General features: G+C 40.2%; 17 protein-coding genes. 9 read left to right on the top strand and 8 right to left on the bottom strand.

All coding sequences use genetic code 11. The features are described 5' to 3' along the window. Nucleotides 1-120 precede the first annotated feature (120 nt). Nucleotides 121-354, bottom strand: coding sequence for a response regulator (locus tag C9J12_RS18180; RefSeq protein WP_107243996.1), 234 nt, complete (start codon nucleotides 352-354; stop codon nucleotides 121-123). A 236-nt stretch (nucleotides 355-590) separates the two neighbouring features. Between C9J12_RS18180 and C9J12_RS18175 the strand changes: the two genes are divergently transcribed. Continuing rightward, nucleotides 591-1583, top strand: a complete 993-nt coding sequence (locus C9J12_RS18175; protein WP_107243995.1) for a hypothetical protein — start codon at nucleotides 591-593, stop codon at nucleotides 1581-1583. A 22-nt stretch (nucleotides 1584-1605) separates the two neighbouring features. On the opposite strand, the gene C9J12_RS18170 is transcribed toward C9J12_RS18175, so the two are convergent. Continuing rightward, nucleotides 1606-1848, bottom strand: coding sequence for a hypothetical protein (locus C9J12_RS18170; protein WP_107243994.1), 243 nt, complete (start codon nucleotides 1846-1848; stop codon nucleotides 1606-1608). Between the two features lie 86 nt (nucleotides 1849-1934). Beyond that, the gene (locus tag C9J12_RS18165) at nucleotides 1935-2597 is read right to left on the bottom strand and encodes a hypothetical protein (protein WP_107243993.1); all 663 of its coding nucleotides are present in this window, start codon (nucleotides 2595-2597) and stop codon (nucleotides 1935-1937) included. 352 nt (nucleotides 2598-2949) lie between these two features. Between C9J12_RS18165 and C9J12_RS18160 the strand changes: the two genes are divergently transcribed. Together C9J12_RS18160 and C9J12_RS18155 are read left to right on the top strand one after the other, a co-directional pair. Next, the gene (locus C9J12_RS18160) at nucleotides 2950-4317 is read left to right on the top strand and encodes a DUF3131 domain-containing protein (protein ID WP_227876398.1); all 1368 of its coding nucleotides are present in this window, start codon (nucleotides 2950-2952) and stop codon (nucleotides 4315-4317) included. Nucleotides 4318-4439: 122 nt separating this feature from the next. After that, on the top strand, nucleotides 4440-5237 hold the full coding sequence (locus C9J12_RS18155; RefSeq protein ID WP_107243991.1) for a glycoside hydrolase family 16 protein: 798 nt from the start codon (nucleotides 4440-4442) through the stop codon (nucleotides 5235-5237). A gap of 48 nt (nucleotides 5238-5285) precedes the next feature. Here the strand turns inward: C9J12_RS18155 and C9J12_RS18150 are convergent, their stop codons facing one another. Beyond that, nucleotides 5286-6170, bottom strand: coding sequence for a LysR family transcriptional regulator (locus C9J12_RS18150; RefSeq protein ID WP_227876397.1), 885 nt, complete (start codon nucleotides 6168-6170; stop codon nucleotides 5286-5288). A 121-nt stretch (nucleotides 6171-6291) separates the two neighbouring features. Between C9J12_RS18150 and C9J12_RS18145 the strand changes: the two genes are divergently transcribed. Both C9J12_RS18145 and C9J12_RS18140 read left to right on the top strand, forming a co-directional pair. After that, nucleotides 6292-6597 carry a putative quinol monooxygenase gene (locus C9J12_RS18145; protein WP_011218134.1) on the top strand — a complete coding sequence of 102 codons (306 nt, stop codon included), beginning with the start codon at nucleotides 6292-6294 and terminating at the stop codon, nucleotides 6595-6597. Next, entirely contained in the window at nucleotides 6597-7592 is a 996-nt protein-coding gene (locus C9J12_RS18140; RefSeq protein WP_107243989.1) for a Gfo/Idh/MocA family protein, read from the top strand. Before C9J12_RS18145 ends, C9J12_RS18140 begins: the two co-directional genes overlap by 1 nt. Nucleotides 7593-7660: 68 nt before the next feature. On the opposite strand, the gene C9J12_RS18135 is transcribed toward C9J12_RS18140, so the two are convergent. The 4 genes from C9J12_RS18135 to C9J12_RS18120 form a co-directional block, all read right to left on the bottom strand. Then, nucleotides 7661-7939, bottom strand: a complete 279-nt coding sequence (locus C9J12_RS18135; RefSeq protein ID WP_107243988.1) for a hypothetical protein — start codon at nucleotides 7937-7939, stop codon at nucleotides 7661-7663. Between the two features lie 369 nt (nucleotides 7940-8308). Further along, entirely contained in the window at nucleotides 8309-9526 is a 1218-nt protein-coding gene (locus tag C9J12_RS18130) for a NupC/NupG family nucleoside CNT transporter (RefSeq protein WP_107243987.1), read from the bottom strand. Between the two features lie 266 nt (nucleotides 9527-9792). Next, nucleotides 9793-10713, bottom strand: a complete 921-nt coding sequence (locus C9J12_RS18125; RefSeq protein WP_107243986.1) for a LysR family transcriptional regulator — start codon at nucleotides 10711-10713, stop codon at nucleotides 9793-9795. Between the two features lie 228 nt (nucleotides 10714-10941). Beyond that, entirely contained in the window at nucleotides 10942-12570 is a 1629-nt protein-coding gene (locus C9J12_RS18120; RefSeq protein WP_107243985.1) for a methyl-accepting chemotaxis protein, read from the bottom strand. 389 nt (nucleotides 12571-12959) lie between these two features. Here C9J12_RS18120 and C9J12_RS18115 point away from each other — a divergent pair, with 389 nt between their 5' ends. The 4 genes from C9J12_RS18115 to pstB all read left to right on the top strand — a co-directional run bounded on the left by C9J12_RS18115 (nucleotide 12960) and on the right by pstB (nucleotide 16504). After that, complete coding sequence (locus C9J12_RS18115; RefSeq protein ID WP_107243984.1) at nucleotides 12960-13784, top strand: phosphate ABC transporter substrate-binding protein; 825 nt, start codon at nucleotides 12960-12962, stop codon at nucleotides 13782-13784. A gap of 144 nt (nucleotides 13785-13928) precedes the next feature. Beyond that, entirely contained in the window at nucleotides 13929-14840 is a 912-nt protein-coding gene (gene pstC, locus C9J12_RS18110) for a phosphate ABC transporter permease subunit PstC (RefSeq protein ID WP_036803347.1), read from the top strand. Nucleotides 14841-14845: 5 nt separating this feature from the next. Beyond that, the gene (gene pstA, locus C9J12_RS18105; protein ID WP_107243983.1) at nucleotides 14846-15736 is read left to right on the top strand and encodes a phosphate ABC transporter permease PstA; all 891 of its coding nucleotides are present in this window, start codon (nucleotides 14846-14848) and stop codon (nucleotides 15734-15736) included. Between the two features lie 18 nt (nucleotides 15737-15754). Then, nucleotides 15755-16504 carry a phosphate ABC transporter ATP-binding protein PstB gene (gene pstB, locus C9J12_RS18100; RefSeq protein ID WP_107243982.1) on the top strand — a complete coding sequence of 250 codons (750 nt, stop codon included), beginning with the start codon at nucleotides 15755-15757 and terminating at the stop codon, nucleotides 16502-16504. The last annotated feature ends 44 nt before the right edge of the window (nucleotides 16505-16548 follow it).

The raw sequence follows: 16548 nt of genomic DNA, 5'->3' as shown, positions 1-16548 counted from the left end.
TAATAGCGTAAAAAGGCACGATTCAGATTTATTGTTCATTTCTAAATTTTCCAATCAAATCAAAAAGGGTTCAGCCAAATCAACCGAACCCTTGTATTCATTGGGCTAACCGCCTATATCCTAGAAATACCGCCTATAACACATATTGTTCATGTCTCTAGAGTGCATACAGCCGTCCATCTCAGGCATCATCCAATCACTGAGTACAAACTGTATATGGGCATTGACTTTCAACACTTCCAAAGCTTGCAAACCATCACTTGCTGTAATGACATTGAAACCACGCTTTGTCAGCATTTTTTCCATAAACATAAGCATTGTTCGATTGTCATCAACCAACAAAATGTCTCTCATAAATGTCGTACCTTCTTTTCATTCTTACTCTGCATGAAAAACGACTGCATTAGCTAAGATTAAATTCAATTTATCAGAAACATATGGCATATATAACAGAGTCTAGTAATCTTTATGACGTTAGCCAAAAAATTAGACAAAAAAATTACTTGATGATTAAGTTAGGTGTAACTTATTAATTATTAGTAAGTTCATATCACTCTATTGTATGTAAATTTAGCCACCATAAGCAGTGTATGCATAAAAGATTATATCTCTATTTATTTTGTTTACTATGCTCATCTATTGTGATGTCGAGTGAATATATGGCTGAAACGGCTAAACAAGCTCCCAAACCGATATCACCCAACCTCACAAAAGCCATTAGCTTAGATGAAGAGTCTGAGCCCGCTGAATCTAACTTAATTTGGAAAGGCGTATCCAGTTCTTTTGATTTGCCATTTGAAGAATGGGACAACGATGATGAAGAACGGACATGGTTAAACGGTTTAAGTGGTAATTTTGCGCTTGGTTATCCTTTGCTTCAAACATCTGCAGCTAACCTACCCGCCAATGCCACAACGGGGCCAACAAACAATAATGCGACCGCGACGTTATCGCTAAAGTACACAATTTTAGGCAATTGGTTTATCTCTAGCACGCTGTATTACTATATCGACGGTGATCAACAACAAGCTTGGAATCCCGATTTTACTTATGTTTTTGGCTACAGTGATTGGCGTCCTTATACCTTCAGCTTGATGTATGCCAACTACGGTGGTAATCGCTTTAAAGCAACAGAAGAGCAACCCGTCACGAACTTTGATCAAGGAACATGGTCTTTGGGTTGGAAGTTCCCTATCACTAAACCCTTTATTGATTGGCTTTCATTTACAGATGAAGGGGCGATAGGCTGTCAAACAGATTTTAACTTCACGCCTGAATACTTCGACCTTGCATCAACAACCTACAAAAAAGGTCATAAGACGCTGAGCTTAGGGTGTAAATATGCAATATTTGGAAATTGGTATGTAAATGCGACTGCATTTTATTATTTTGATAGCAGCCAAAAGCAGCCTTGGAATCCCGATTTTACCTATGGCTTTGGTTACTTCGATTGGCACCCCGGAACAATTACCATTCAATATAACAACTACTCAGGTAACCGCTGGCATCCATCAGACCGAGGTGAAGATACAGGGCGGTTTATAGATGGTGCTTTCACTATCGCCTACTCTTTTACCTTCTGATTTTTGCATTTTAAGAATGCGTTTAGACAGCCGTACTCATTACCTTACTTCGGCATTCTGGGCAGAAATAAGAGTTTTTATGAATATGGGCATGACACGAAGGGCATTCAATATGTTTACGATCTTTACTCATACACATCAAAATAAACCCTATGGGTCCTAAAACATAACCCAATAAAACACCTGCGATCAGGTTACCTTTACAATAGCCAATATACACAGAAGCAATAAAAAAGAACGCATAGAAACTTAACCAAAAGATCATTAGAAACACTCCTACCTTGCTCCATACTCTAACTTTATAATATGGAGTATAGGCACAAATGCCGAAATTTGAGACACCAAAGTAGGCTAAATTAGCTGAAATTGCTCACTAATTTCATGGCCAGCAGCTTGTTCTCTGTGGCTCTCTTTTATCACCCAATTTAGAGGGTGACGTACCCATGGTTGAGGGTCATCTTTGGGAAATAAATTAGAGCATCGTAAGCCTATAACGTCCCAACCTAACGATTTACACGTATCGATACAGCGCTGAGCATGCCACGCCTGTGCAACTATCATCACTTTTCGTTTTGGTGTAAGGGATAAAGCTGCTGCTGCAACATCTGTGGTTGTTTGATACGCTTCAGCCTTGATACTGTATATGTCACGACTAGTTAATATCACATCATCGGCGATTTCTTGCTGCAGGAATAATGGTAGTGAGGGCCTATACTTTCGACAGTCTAATGCAATTTGTTGTAAATGTTGGTTTACCGTTGGCGCATCGCCAAACGAAAATGCAAGCAATACATCTGCTTCTTCTAACGTTCCGAAAGGCTGTAGAAATAGTGTATTTTCATTTAAGTATGCTTTTAGTCGTAACGCCGATGAACGAGGTAGCAAATAAGAACGCGAAGTGAATACTTGATTAGAACGAGGTAAGTCAGCACGTTTAAAGCGCAAAGAATCGGCACCTATCTGTAATTTTAATGGGCGCGATTGGGTAAAAACAATCTTATTTGGTCTGGTCACTTTAAAAAATCTCACTCATTACCAATCGTTAGTCGAACCATCCCTAGCACAATAAATTGGACACTAATTTAATCATAACGAATCAAACTCAGTTCAAACAATCCCAAAGGTAACATTCCAACACTTTCTTTGTACCGTCTCAATTACGATACATTTTTATGATGATAACGAACGTGCGGAGAATATAAACTCACATATTTACTCACAACCTTACTAACATCACGCTATTAATCTTGAATAATCATATATTTACCATATATTGATTGTATCAAAGGATTGAGACTTCATTATGCTAAGCCATAAAACACAACTAACAATATGCCGAACTTATGCTACAAGCTTATTGTTTGTTATGAGTTTTTTCGCCTATAGCAATGAAGAGAGCAAAGAACCAGAGCAACCCAGTTTCTATGGCGGGCGAAGTGTATCTCAACAAAATAACCAACAACCACCAGAAAAAATCACGTTCCAAAGACGTGCTATTGCTCCAGCTATTCCTATCGATGACAACACTCAATTAAACATTCGCAGTAATCTTCTTCAACATAACTTAAACGCATCAACAGTAAATACTAAAATAGTATTGTCTCTCGACAACATATCACGGCAAGAATGGCTACTTGCTAAAAAAGCGAGTTACTATTTCGAACGAAATGAAAATAAACAAACGGGGTTAACTGATTCAGTCCAAGGCTACCATCATACCACCATGTGGGATATTGCCAGCGACATAGGTGCAACCCTTGCATTAGAAGCACTCGAACTGATCACCACCGTACAGGCAGATGCTAAACTGAACCGTATTTTAACCACCTTAACAACGATGCCGCTTTATAATGATCAATTACCTAACCGTGAATACAGCACAGAAACAGGGCTTCCATCGGGTAAACAGAATAATAGAAATGGCAACGGATGGTCTGCACTTGATATTGGTCGGCTACTTATCTGGCTTGAAATTACCATTCAACAAAAACCACATTTTCAAAAACAGGTAAATATAATAACCAAACGTTGGCTACTTTCTCGCGCTGTGCACGAAAAAACGCTTTATGGTACGCGGTATCAAAAGAATGCTGAGTTTTACCGTCAGGAAGGGCGATTAGGCTATTTACAATACGCAGCACAAGGTTATCAGTTAGCAGGGTTAGATATGACCAACAGCTTTATCCGCGATCACACTGCTATCGTAAACGTCGATAATATCCCACTATATATAGACACTCGTAATGTCCCTTTTTTCACCACTGATCCCTATGTATTACAAGCCATTGAACTCGGTGAAAATACAGCATGGTGGAATCAACTTGAATCTATTTATCAATTACATAAGCAACAATATAACCAATCAGACAAATTATGGATCTTCGCTGAAGATGCGATAAATAAAAGCCCATGGTTTTCTTATAACAATATCTATTTCTATGGAAAAAGCTGGTTAAGCACCTCATCGGGGGGGAAAACCATCGAAAACCCACAAGTATTTAGCAACAAAATCGCATTTGGTCTAAGTGTTATTTTTGAAGATGCATTTAGTGATGCTTTAAGACAAGCCGTTATTGAGAACAGTCGAAGTTCTCGTGTTATTCCTACTGGTATTTATAAAAATAACGCACCGAATACATCGTACAACATCAATACAAATTCTCTGATTTTAGTGTCACTTTGGTACAAATCGCGTGGCAATAAGGCTATTTTAACCCCCACTACCACTAACTAGTCTTCATTCTCAGATAAATACCATTAATGCTTTTTTGTCTTATGTTTGGCACACAGTGCAACCTTCATCTTTTAATCTTACTGCTACACTTTTGTACTTCACTCATTAAAAAGTATGACTCTATGACCACCTCTTCTTCATTTCGCACAATGCCTTTATTTATCGCTCTTTTAGTTGCTACACCGTCATTTTCAGCAACTAACTTTGATGATCCGCTAACGAATATGAATGATCAGTTATGGTGGCTAGCTGATGGCTGGAGTAATGGTTTTCCTTTTATTAATCGCTGGGAATCTGAAGCAGTTTCTTTTTCAACAAACGGAATGGCAATTACACTTTCTAATACGCCAGACTCAACAGATCCGCAAAATCTTACTTTTCAATCAGGGGAATTACGTAGCAATGATTTTTATAGCTACGGATGCTTTGAAGCAGAAATAAAGCCCGTTGCTGCAGATGGCGTGATTACGTCCTTTTTCTTATTTGCAGGGCCGTACGATAGAACGGAGACAAGCAATGGTAAACATAACGAAATCGATATTGAATTTTTAGGTGATAATACCGATCTGCTACAAATTAATTATTGGACAAACGATGATAATTACACCAGTGATCATGCACGGATCATCTTCTTAGATTTTGATGCTTCTGAAGATTTTCACCGTTATGGTATTAAATGGACTAAACGTGCTATTCAATGGTTTATTGATGGAAAACTTGTATTCAAAGTTAAAAATACATCATCAGATCCCATTCCAAAGAGTACAGATAGCCCACTGCGCATAATGGCGAATATATGGGCAACAGACAGTGAGATATCGGGATGGGCTGGCGAGTTTGATCAGAACAGAGTGCCTATCACCGCTGAATATCGCAATATTCGCTACATAAAAGGCGGCAGATGTAGCCTTAAAGGCTAAACAGATAGCCTTTATAGTTGGACAGTTCTTTTATAGCCACGGATTGTCTTACTTCGTACGGTGTATTGCCGCTAATAAAAAATCAACAAAAGCGCGTGTTTTTAACGGCAATGCTTTGCGCTTATATAACAGATGTACAGGCATTGGCTTGGGTGTATCGCTACTTAGAATTTCAACTAATTGCCCACTACTGAGTTCATCATTTAGCAGTAAACGGGGCTGGAGTAAGATACCCGCACCTTTTAACGCTGCCACCTTCAATGCTTGCCCACTGTTTGATGTAAGCCGTGTATGCTGCTTATCAAACGCTAACGTGTCTAGTCGCAAGGCAAGGTTAGCGTGAACGTCCCCATAGCTAAACCCTAAACACTGGTGCCTTAACAACTCATCGAGTGATGTTGGGGTTCCACATTCCGATAAATAGTCTGCTGATGCGCAAAACACCATTTCATACCGTGCTATTTCACGGGCAATTAATGATGAGCTCGCCAGTTCACCAATGCGAATCACAAGATCAAAAGGATCATGTAATGGGTCAATCAAACTATTGTCTAATGTAAAATCGATATTAATCTCAGGGTAGTCTTGTAGAAAATCAGCAACGATTGGTGCCAAAACAATATTGCCAAACGTAACTGGCGAATTAATACGTACCGTGCCTTTTGGCTTGTTTTCCAGTGTTTGTAAACTGTTCTCGGCCTCTGCGATATCATCTAATATTCGCTTACATTCCAAGTAGTAAATCTGCCCTGCTTCCGTTAAAGATTGCTTGCGAGTCGTTCGGTTTAATAGCTTAGTACCAAGGTGTACTTCCAGAAACTTGATGTGTTTACCTATCATGGTTGGGGTAACAGAGCAGTCAGCAGCAGCCCCTGAAAAACTGCCGTGTTGAACAACAGAAACAAATGCTTGCATACTTTTCAACCGATCCACATTAACAACCTATAGTTTATAAATAACAAACTAAATGATGGTTTATCAACTGTAGAGAGTCAATTAAATTAGCCTTATTACTTTTTGCATATTGCTACTTTTGATAGATTTGGAAAACGTTATGTTTAAGCAAGGCTTGTTCATTACTGCAGAACTACGCATTAAACCCGAGAGCGACCTCAATGTTGCTATCACGGCTATTCAAGATTTTTGTGACGGTATGAACAGCGAAGAAGGATGCTCAATGGCAATTCCCCTTCAAGATAAGAAAGACCCCCGTCGATTTATCTTTTGGGAGCGCTATGACAACCAAGAAGCTTTTGAGACACACTTTCATGCAGAGCACACCCAGCGTTTTATTCAGGCAGGGCTAACCGATCTCGTCCAAGCATTTGAAACCCAACTACTCACCGCGGACATAAAATAATGGAAAAGACACTTAATTGGGGCATTCTAGGCACAAGCTTTATTTCTGGTGTAATGGCAGACGCCATTGTAGAAGAAGGCAATACAACGCTGTATTCTGTAGCTGGACGTTCGCAAGCACCTTTAGCTGCCTTTGCAGAAAAGTACGGCATTACGCATATATACAATGATTACGATGCCCTGATTAACGACGATAATGTTGATATTATTTATATCGCCCTGCCCAACCACCTGCATCATGACTTTATTATTAAAGCGGCCAATGCGGGTAAAGCGATTCTTTGTGAGAAATCACTCTCTGTTGATATGGCTAAAACCGACGAAGCATTAGCCGCAGTCGCTAAAAATAATGTTTTCTTTGCTGAAGGTTTAATGTACCTCACGCACCCACTTGCAAAAAGAATCAGTGACGTGATTAATAGTGATGTCATTGGCGACATTCGCTCAATCAACGGTCAATATTGTGCCTCTATCGCCCAATTCGTTAATCCTGAAAGCAAAGGTGCACTGTATAATTTAGGTTGCTACCCTGCATCGCTTGCACATTTGATCATGCAGCAAGCGTTTGGCGATACTATTTTCGATAACTATACGGTTACTGCATCAGGGCGACGTGGTGAAGACGGTAACATTTGTGAATCGGCGGCAACTATTCAATTTGCAAACGGAACACTTTGTCAGCTTCATACCGCTGAAGATTATGGCTTGCATGCTGAGTTTACAGTACTGGGCAGTAAAGGCAGTTTACAGCTAATCTCTAACCCTTGGTTGCCAGAAGCAGAGGGCAATCAACTGGTGATCACCACTTACGAGCAACAAGGTGAAACAATTACCGTACCCGCACAAGGTAACGGGTTCTTGTATCAAGTAAGGTTGATTCGTGAAGCCTTAGAAAAGAAACAATCATCGCTTCAACGACCAGCAGCAACACCGAAAGATTCACGCCAGATAATGAAACTGCTTACAGATTGGGAAAACGCAACCAAGACACAATAAATATCTAATCGAAACCTAATCAAAAACAAGACTACTGCATTAACACACGTTGGTGCAGTGTTGCTTACCTAGTGCAATTTGATTCTAACCACTCGCATAGTTTCAATCTCGAAACCTGCAACGATATCGCAATCAACGTAATAGGTCATATTAACAAGCTTCCCTTTCAGGTTTTTGTATCTCTTTTTTCGCTTAAATTTAAACGGCGCATCGCACCCTTCAATCATCAACGTATGCAAAAACCAATTTTCATTATCTTCTCGATGAGTATGAGACGTTACTTTCATTGCATCGGTATGAATCAAATCTTGATGTTTGCCTAATAATTTATCGACAGGTGATTTCATAATACGTGTCTACTGTTTAATGGATCGGCTTAAATGATAACAACTTAAAATATATTTTTTGTTCATAAACATGAGAAAAAGCATCAACAAGGCACTATTCAGTCATGTTGTACACACTATAATATCATATTTGAGACACGGAGAAGAACCACTGTGACTAGTATTAGGTTGTCCTTAGGTCTTGCATAAAGAAAGTATTAAGCCCGCATTCAGTGCGGGCTTTCTTATGGCCAGAATAAAACATATACCCAGCCTCTTCCATTGTATTCATCAGATACACAAACAGAGAGCCTAAGCCCTCTGTTCATTCTATCGTATAGCGTTCTTGCAACATCTATTTAGACACGTACTGGATCATCTAAACATGTATTAAAACGATAAGAAGATACCCGCAACGGTTGCACTCATTAAGTTTGATAATGTAGCAGCAAAAATCGCTTTAATGCCTAAACGAGCAATATCAGGACGACGGCTTGGTACAACGCCACCTAGCCCACCCATTAGCATTGCAATCGAGGTTAAATTAGCAAAGCCACACAGTGCAAAAGTAACAATCGCTTGTGAATGAGTACTTAGCTGATCTTTAACTTCCATTAAGTCTGCAAAGGCTACAAATTCATTCACCGCAATTTTCTTACCAATCAAACTTGCAGCAACCATCGCTTCAGACCAAGGTACACCAATCAACCAAGCAACAGGGGCGAATAAGTAACCAAAAATAAGCTCAAGGCTGAAGTTATCAATGCCAACCCAGTTGCCAATGTGGCCTAAACCACCGTTGATTAATGCGATTAAACTAATAATTGCCAGTAAACTTGCACCTACCGCCGCAGCAATTTGCAAACCACTCAGGGCACCACGTGAAGCGGCATCGATGATATTAACAGGCTCATCATCGTCTTCATCTGCCATTTGTGATTCTTCAGTAATCACTTCAGTTTGTGGCACTAAAATCTTTGCCATCATCAAACCAGCAGGGGCAGACATGAAGCTTGCAGCAATCAAATAGCTAATATCAACACCTAAGCCAGCGTAGCCAACCATTGTGCCACCAGCAACAGAGGCTAAACCACCTACCATCACTGCAAATAATTCAGAGCGGCTCATTTTCAATAAATAGGGACGAACAACAAGAGGGGCTTCAACTGAACCTACAAAAATATTAGCAGTAGCAGACATTGACTCAGTGCGGCTTGTGCCAAGGAAACGCTGAAGTAACCCGCCTAAACCACTTATAACCCACCCCATTACACCTAAGTAATAAAGCACAGAGATAAGCGCAGAAAAGAACACAATAGTTGGCAGTACGTTAAAAGCGAAGATAAAGCCCAATTTAAACTGTGCTAGTTCACCAAATAGAAATTCAGTACCCACTCGACCGTAGCCGATAATACCCGATACCGCATCAGACACGCTGTTTAATACTTCACGGCCAACCGGTACATATAAGATGAAGCCTGCAAAAATGAGCTGGATGGAAAAAGCGCCACCGACAGTTCGTAAATTAATTGCTCGGCGATTTTCTGAAAATAATACGGCAACCGCAAATAGCGTAATGATACCTAATACACTGACCAAGTAATTCACGGGCATTCTCCACTGTTATTGTTTTAGTAAACGATTGCGGACGCATTCTATTGAAGTAACGAAGTGTGACAAGGGTCAAATTGTTATGCAAAATTACATGTAATTAACATTGACGGGGAAATTTGATGGCTATTTAAGCAAAGCAAACGAAATCGGCATGATTAGTTCTGTAGCGGGATACTATTATCTTCACTAGTGACAATCGAGGGCATTTTGAGAGGTTGATCACACAACCGTTCCTTTTAAAACGGTTATTTAAACAGCAATTAAAAGATGCTTCGATCCCAGTAAGCTGGCTTTCCAATGTGGCTTCGTATGAAATCGATGAATACTTGCACCTTTTGTGGCAGGTATTTATACCGAGGATAAACGGCATATAACGGCATATATTGGGTCAAATCCCAATCAGGCATAAGGCGTATTAATTGTCCTTTCTGCAATTCATCTTTTAGTAAATACGTGGCAAGGTAGCCAATGCCGTTACCCGTTAATGTTGCATCACGAATCGAATCTGCCGAGTCGACACGATAATTCCCTTTTACTTTGATCTGGAGGCTCTCTTCTTCTTTACGAAAGCTCCATACATTGTCTTTACGCTCTCGGCTAAAGTACGTAATGCAATTATGATCCTTCAGATCATTCGGATGATAAGGCACACCATGTTTAGCAAGGTAGGCAGGGCTCGCCGCTAATACAAAATTACAATCGATAAGATGACGCGCAACAAAACCTTCGGGCGGTGAATCCATAAAACCAATCCATAGGTCGAGCTGTTCTGCGATTAAATCGACACGGTAATCAAACAGACTCATTTCTAAATCGAGCTGTGGGTATAAATCATGAAATTCAGAAATAAAAGGGGCAATATGGTTAGAAGCAAAAGATTGAGCAATACCGACCCGTAATGCACCTTGCAAAGAATCCGTTTCAGACAGAAGCTCGCTTTCCGCTTCATTGATTTCACCCACCACATTGGCGCAATGAACAGCAAAAGACCGCCCTGCTTCTGTTAACGCAAATGAACGCGTAGTACGCTGAACAAGTTGCACCCCTAGCCTTTCTTCTAGTTGCTGGATCTGTTTACTCACCTGAGTACGTGAAATATCAAGTAATTGCGCAGCTCGCGTAAAACTTTGTTGTTTTGTTAATGCATTAAACACGACCATTTGTTGCGCTTTTTTTAGCATAAGGGCCCCATACGCTATTTATTTATGAAGATACGTTTTCATGTAAATGTTTATTCATGAAGATACGTTTTCATGAACAGATGTTTCATTAATAAAAAAGACCTGCATAAGCAGGCCTCTTTGTAGTAACTATATAGTTACTATTGTAAGTCAGATTATACCTATCTGGATAAGTTAATGATCATCAATTTATTCAGAAAAATGACCAAATACTCATTTACGATGGTATTACAGCTTGAAGAAAGAAAGCTGCTGTTTCTGTTTTTCAGCTAATTCAGATAACTCATGGCTTGCAGCTGCACTTTGACTAATGCCAGCTACGTTTTGATTCACGATTTCAGACATATTAGTAACGTTACGGTTAATGTCTTGCGTTACCTGTGACTGTTGCTCTGCCGCTGTCGCCACTTGCGTATTCATATCGCTAATCTGAATAACAGATTCAGTGATACCAACAAGTGCATCATTCGCTTGATGCGCAAAACGCTGGTTTCGTTCTAACATTTCCAAGCTTGATTGCATGCTTTCATTCGCATTGCTTGATTGTGATTGTAACTCTTCGATAATCACTTGAATTTCTTGTGTCGACGTTTGTGTACGTGCAGCAAGCATACGTACTTCATCAGCAACAACCGCAAAACCTCGACCAGATTCACCCGCACGCGCAGCTTCAATGGCTGCATTCAGTGCTAATAGGTTAGTTTGCTCTGAAATACTGCGAATCACTTCTACTACATTACTGATTTGCTCAGATTGCTCTTTTAAGCGCGTTACAACACCGGCAGCTTCCGACAAAGTTTGCGTCATTTGCTCACTCGCCGCATTGCTTTGCTCAAAGATGTTCATGCCTTCTTTGGCTAGTTCATCGGTTTTCTTTGCCGTTGCATCAGCTGCTGTCGCATTATCACTTACGTTATCTGCAGTACTTGATAGTTCATTAACTGCAGAAGCAACCTGATCGATCTCGTTCAACTCAAGCTGCGCATTGGCTTCAGACTGAGTCATTACAGCTGCAAGCTCTGTCGATGCAGAGGCAACATCTTCACTAATACGAATTAATGAATCGACTGTTGTATGAAGCTGAATAACCGTTTTATTGATATCGCCACTGAGTTCGGCAAGCTCATTAGTACCATCTTGTTCAGCACGAACCTGAAGGTTACCTTGAGCCACATTACGCATAATATCTTGCAGCTTTACAATCGGGTTAACAATTAAGCCTGATAACCACCATGCAACTATGGTCGCAAATACAAACGCCAACATAATCGCGATAGTTGCCGTATTCATCAGGCTTTTATTATTCTGAGCACTTTGTTCCATGCTCGCCGTTGCGTACACATTGACACGCTGAGACAAGGTATTGATCGTCGACACCATTTTGTTGCCAACAACGCGGTACTGTGCAACAAAATTCGATTTTTCTTGTTCAGTTACATTGCCTTTATCAAATTCATTGAAAAGCGTAATTGCACGGTTCGAGTAATTAATATAATCATTGATTGCCGATCTAACTGCATCAGAATCCGATTTAAACTCAGGTTGCTTATTAAGTGCTTGAAGACCATTAGTAATTTCTGTAGTAGCGGCACGTAATTCATTTTTGAAAACACTACGGCGCGACGCATCATAGATCGCATAAACAGCATCAATTCGTAGCGGATATACTTTGTCATCTACGTTTGCGAGTGCATCTTTGTACTCAACCAGTAAATTAGTATTAGCCATTATAGCTTTCTGTTCACCTTCAAGATTACTTTTCGTCACCCAAAGCGAGGTAAATAGAACAACAATGATTAAGAATACAGGCAATAAAACCTGATAACGGATAGATACATTTTTTAAGGAAAAAGACATTGGAACCTCAAAAGAACTTTTGCGTACCTATTCTTATAATCGGTACTTATAATAATGTGACGTGCATTATCGTTACATCATCGTCAAAAAGATAGACATTGATCACAAAAAAATACCATTATTTTATTGTATTTCAAAGATTAAACGTGAACTCATCGTCATTTTTTTGATTTTACCGCCATTTAATTGACACGGAGAGTGATTCCCCTTTTTATATCAAGTGCTTCCTTTCATTTAGCGACGTTGTCACCCCTTCTTCAACGGTATTTATGACAATGTCATATATGATTCAAACTTCTGAAACATAACTGTCATAAAGATCTCCTAATCTAGGCCTCGTTCATTCAAAACCTATTGGCAATTAAGCCAGCATGTAAAGGATTAGGAAAATGAAAACAAAGGTTATCGGTGCACTAGCTCTTGCAGGTTCAATGGCATTCAGTGTTGCTGCTGTTGCAAACGAAACTATCTCTGTTGTAGGTTCAAGTTCAGTTACACCATTAATGGAAGTGTTTGGTGAAACTTACAGCCAAACAAACTCTAATGTTTTTGTTGAAGTTCAAGGCCCAGGTTCATCAGCCGGTGTTCGTGCCGCAACCGATGGTTCTGCTGATTTAGGTATGAGTTCTCGTAATCTTAAAGATTCAGAGAAATCAGATGATTTAAAAGAAATTGTCGTTGCACGTGATGGTATCGCTGTTGTAGTTAACAACAAGAACCCAATCACTGATTTATCAAAAGAAGACGTAACGAAGATTTACAAAGGTGAAATCACTAACTGGAACCAAGTTGGCGGTGAAGATAAGCCAATCGTAGTGGTTACACGTGACACAGCATCTGGTACTCGCGGTGCTTTCGAAGACATCATGTCTTTGAAGAAAAAAATCAACGACATCAAAGTATCAGCTATCTCTCAGCGTGCTCAGGTTACAAGTGGTAACGGCCAGCTTAAAACAACTGTCGCTAACAACCCGTTTGCAATTGGTTATATCTCTCTTGGTACTGTCGATGATTCACTAAAAGCACTATCAATCGACGGTCACGTACCTTCAGTTGCTGCTATCAAGTCTGGTGAATACCAAGTTCAACGTCCTTTCCTTGTTCTTTACAAGGCAAGCAAAATTAACCCAACAACGCAGTCTTTCTTGGATTGGTCGCTAACCACTGAAGCACAGAAAATTGTTTCAGCTAAAGGCTACATTGCAGTTAACTAAACCACTTTAATAACGCTTGGTTATTGCCAAGCGTTATTTTCTACCACAACGATATAGGTTTTTCCCTTCAACTATTTTGCTTGCTGTTACTTATTAATGAGTTTTAGAAATAGTGACGTTGTTGGTATTTGGAGTTATGAAATTATGACCATCGCAAACAGTATTGAGAAGACAGTTAAAGCTTCATCACTAAAATCAAAAAAAGTGATTGATTGGCGCGAACTGTTCTTCAAAAACCTTTTTATGCTAAGTGCCGCTATCGGTATTTTGTCTTTAATCACTATTGGTTATTTTATTTTTAGAGAAGGTTATGCAGCATTTGCACATGCTGGTGTAACAAACATTGTTCTAGGTACAGATTGGTTACCACCAGCACTGTTCGGTATTGCCCCAATGATCGTTGCATCATTAGTCTCTACCGCTGGTGCTGTTATTTTGGGTGTGCCTGTTGGTGTATTAACAGCAATTTTCATTGCTGAAGTGGCACCTAAACGCCTTGCAAACATTGTTCGCCCTTTAATTGAATTACTTGCCGGTATTCCATCGGTTGTTTACGGCTTCTTTGGTTTGGTTATTATTGTTCCGCTTATCCAAAGTGTCTTTAATGTACCGGCGGGTAACACTGTTCTAGCGGGTATAATCGTACTAGCGGTAATGATTTTACCAACAGTGATCACCGTATCTGAAACCTCTATTCGAGCTGTACCCCGCGTATATAAAGAAGGTTCTTTAGCGCTTGGGGCATCTCATATGTTCACTATCTTCAAGCTTTTATTACCAGCAGCGCGTTCAGGTATTATGACTGGCGTGATTTTGGGTATAGCCCGTGCTTTAGGTGAAACGATGGCCATTATCATGGTTATGGGTAACTCACCAGCCATGCCTGAAGGTCTTCTCGATTCAGCGCGTACTCTTACAGCAAACATTGCGATTGAAATGTCTTACGCAACAGGCATTCACGCAAGTGCTTTATACGCGACAGGTATTGTTCTTCTTGTTTTCATCATGACGTTGAACGCCGCTTTACTGTACTTAAACCGTGAGCGTGCGAGGTAATTATTATGTCAGATACAATTAAACGCACTGTGTCTCTGAACACGAAAAACAAAGCGTCACAATTATTAAAAGATAAACTTTCACTCGGTGTTATTTGGTTATCTGCTGGTATTACCGTGGGTTTCCTTATGTGGGTTGTTTGGTACATTTTAAGCAATGGCTTAGCATTTGTAGACTGGTCATTTGTTTCAAGTAACTACACCACAATTGGTGACGAATCTGGCATTTGGCCAATGATTGTTGCCACGCTATACATGGTTGCAGCGTCGATTGCTGTTGCCGCACCACTGGGTATCATGACGGCGATTTACCTGACTGAATACGCAGCCGTGGGCAGCAAATGGGTTAAGGTTATTCGCTTTTGTACTGAATCATTAGCGGGTATTCCATCAATTATCTATGGCCTGTTCGGTATGACATTCTTTGTTGTCGTGCTTGGCTTTGGTTATTCGATTCTATCAGGGGCACTCACCCTTAGTATTTTGATTCTTCCTGTTATTATTCGTACAACAGAAGAAGCTTTAATGGCAGTACCGCAAACTTACCGTGAAGGTTCGTATGCACTAGGTTCATCTAAAATTTACACCATCTGGAGACTTATTCTACCTAGCGCTATGCCTGGTATCGTAACCTCTATCATCCTCAGCGTGGGTCGTGTTATCGGTGAATCAGCACCCGTATTCATGACCGCAGGTATGGTTGCACGTGTTCCCGAGAGTGTTTTTGACTCGGGCCGTACGTTAACAGTTCACTTGTATAAATTAACGCAAGAGCTATACACCATTCATGAATGGCAACAAGCCTATGCAACGGCAACCGTTCTTATTGTGATAGTTCTAATGATTAACATGCTAACGAAACTGATTGCTAGCCGCTTCAATACTGCGACTTACTAATTTTTGAGGAAGATGAAGATGAATAAATTTAATATTGATAACCTAAACCTATTCTACGGCGAAAATCAGGCGCTTAAGCAAATCTGTCTACCTATTCCAAACCGTCAGGTTACGGCATTAATTGGTCCATCAGGTTGTGGTAAATCTACCCTACTTCGTTGCCTTAACCGTATGAACGACCTTATTGAAGGCGTTAAAATCGACGGTTTATTGTCAATGGATGACGAAGATGTTTATGGCAACATCGACGTAGCGCAGCTTCGCATTAAAGTCGGAATGGTTTTCCAGAAGCCAAATCCATTCCCAATGAGCATCTACGAGAACGTGGCTTATGGTTTGCGTGCTCAAGGCATTAAAGATAAAAAAGTATTAGATGGCGTAGTGGAACAATCACTACGTGGTGCAGCACTGTGGGATGAAGTTAAAGATCGTCTTAAGTCGCATGCATTCGGTCTTTCTGGTGGTCAGCAGCAGCGTTTATGTATTGCCCGTACCATCGCAATGGAGCCAGAAGTTATCCTTATGGATGAACCAACATCAGCACTAGACCCTATTGCAACCAAGAAGATTGAAGATTTGATGGAATCTCTTAAGAAAGATTTCACCATTGTTATCGTTACGCACTCTATGCAGCAAGCACGTCGTATTTCAGACCGTACTGCATTCTTCCTAATGGGTGAATTGGTTGAACATGACGATACACACGCACTGTTTAGCAACCCACGCGACGATCGTACCCGTGGTTACGTAAACGGTGATTTCGGGTAAAGAATAATAAAAAGCGATGGTACTTATTGCCCCCTTCTTGCAAG

The organism is Photobacterium frigidiphilum, from assembly GCF_003025615.1.
GTDB classification, from domain to species: Bacteria; Pseudomonadota; Gammaproteobacteria; order Enterobacterales; family Vibrionaceae; genus Photobacterium; species Photobacterium frigidiphilum.
This window is presented reverse-complemented; position numbering and strand designations above follow the sequence as displayed.

Excerpts from the sequence above, each read along its gene's own strand:
- C9J12_RS18180 (WP_107243996.1), bottom strand. The coding sequence starts at position 354 with ATGAGAGACATTTTGTTGGTTGATGACAATCGAACAATGCTTATGTTT.
- C9J12_RS18175 (WP_107243995.1), top strand. The coding sequence starts at position 591 with ATGCATAAAAGATTATATCTCTATTTATTTTGTTTACTATGCTCATCT.
- C9J12_RS18170 (WP_107243994.1), bottom strand. The coding sequence starts at position 1,848 with ATGATCTTTTGGTTAAGTTTCTATGCGTTCTTTTTTATTGCTTCTGTG.
- C9J12_RS18160 (WP_227876398.1), top strand. The coding sequence starts at position 2,950 with ATGAGTTTTTTCGCCTATAGCAATGAAGAGAGCAAAGAACCAGAGCAA.
- C9J12_RS18155 (WP_107243991.1), top strand. The coding sequence starts at position 4,440 with ATGACCACCTCTTCTTCATTTCGCACAATGCCTTTATTTATCGCTCTT.
- C9J12_RS18145 (WP_011218134.1), top strand. The coding sequence starts at position 6,292 with ATGTTTAAGCAAGGCTTGTTCATTACTGCAGAACTACGCATTAAACCC.
- C9J12_RS18140 (WP_107243989.1), top strand. The coding sequence starts at position 6,597 with ATGGAAAAGACACTTAATTGGGGCATTCTAGGCACAAGCTTTATTTCT.
- C9J12_RS18135 (WP_107243988.1), bottom strand. The coding sequence starts at position 7,939 with ATGAAATCACCTGTCGATAAATTATTAGGCAAACATCAAGATTTGATT.
- C9J12_RS18125 (WP_107243986.1), bottom strand. The coding sequence starts at position 10,713 with ATGCTAAAAAAAGCGCAACAAATGGTCGTGTTTAATGCATTAACAAAA.
- C9J12_RS18120 (WP_107243985.1), bottom strand. The coding sequence starts at position 12,570 with ATGTCTTTTTCCTTAAAAAATGTATCTATCCGTTATCAGGTTTTATTG.
- C9J12_RS18115 (WP_107243984.1), top strand. The coding sequence starts at position 12,960 with ATGAAAACAAAGGTTATCGGTGCACTAGCTCTTGCAGGTTCAATGGCA.
- pstC (WP_036803347.1), top strand. The coding sequence starts at position 13,929 with ATGACCATCGCAAACAGTATTGAGAAGACAGTTAAAGCTTCATCACTA.
- pstA (WP_107243983.1), top strand. The coding sequence starts at position 14,846 with ATGTCAGATACAATTAAACGCACTGTGTCTCTGAACACGAAAAACAAA.
- pstB (WP_107243982.1), top strand. The coding sequence starts at position 15,755 with ATGAATAAATTTAATATTGATAACCTAAACCTATTCTACGGCGAAAAT.